Below are 1184 nucleotides of genomic sequence, written 5' to 3' on the forward strand. Positions count from 1 at the left end.
TGCCGATACCCCCATCTGGTGCAGAAGCGCCTTAAATCATCCGCAGCGCCTGAATATATGTCGTCGATATTCGACTTCACATTACGTCCATCTGCGGCAGGAAGGCCTAACACATACTCATGGAGGCCGGCTGGAAAATGACTGGATGTGTCTTGCAGTTGATTAATACTCTCGGGCTCACAGCTTCCGTCCGAACAGGAAAACCCTGGATGCGCCCGTTGCCCCTCCCATGAAATCATCCCATCACCATCCCCGAACCTTTGCGTCATTGAAGGTGAACAACCTGAAGTCAAACCATACAAAGCCAACATCGGCACCGGCATCTCCGAACTGTTATTGGCCAAGTCAACCATAAAGGCTCCGGCGTGGCTCTCGTTTACATGGAAATGTTCTCTCAGGTCTACAGTCTCGTGTGCCACAAAACCCTGCCAAGCTTGATATGTTCTGGATTGAACCTTTCCTGCTTGGTAACAAGACAGCTGGCGGCATTGACCGATCACTCGACCACCGTTTTGGGACCTACCCTTGGGAAGCGTTACGCCGTTGATTGTTGTTTCGTCCGCAATTCCTGAGTGAGGTGTCGCAACGGTGATCAGGCTCGCCACATCATCCGCGTAGGTTCTAGCAGTGGCCATCCCTTGCAAATAGGTGCGAGCCACCAAACCGCCGAACGAGTGTGCGATAACGTGGACTTTTTTACCCGTATCCTGGTGAATCAGGTCGATAGCCTCCGCCAAATCCGCCGCCGCATCTTGAAAACGCTGGGACGAACGCCACTGAAAGCCGAACACCGCATAACCCTCATCATGCAGTTGCTCGGGCAGGTGGTTCCAGTAGCCAGGCCCACCATAAAGGATCTCCTCATCAACACCTCTCGCTGGGGAAAAAAACCCTTGATAACCATGAATGAAGAGCACTGGCGTTTTGTCTACACAACTGCCCGAACCTCGTTCGCCGCACCGGGAAGACAAGCTCCAAATTAGCTCATCACTAATGATTCTTGTACAATAAGGGATCGAATACTGATCATGATAACAATATATAGGATTGCTACTGTCGTCTGGCAACCGATTTCGGGCAGCGCTGATATTGGTCTGCAGAAGACGTGCCCGACCAACCCTCCATGTTTCCCACGCATCGGACTGATAGAAGCGCGGCTGGTACATCGTGTCGGATTGGCTGAG

The 1184-nt window shown here is 52.1% G+C and carries 1 protein-coding gene; it reads right to left on the reverse strand.

Annotated features, from left to right (window positions below; all coding sequences use genetic code 11):
• Positions 1–917 (reverse strand): esterase/lipase family protein (locus LPW30_RS15865; protein WP_239681363.1); only part of this gene is annotated, 917 nt, incomplete at its 3' end.
• Between the last annotated feature and the right edge of the window lie 267 nt (positions 918–1184).

The organism is Ectothiorhodospira variabilis, from assembly GCF_022227625.1.
GTDB classification, from domain to species: domain Bacteria; phylum Pseudomonadota; class Gammaproteobacteria; order Ectothiorhodospirales; family Ectothiorhodospiraceae; genus Ectothiorhodospira; species Ectothiorhodospira haloalkaliphila.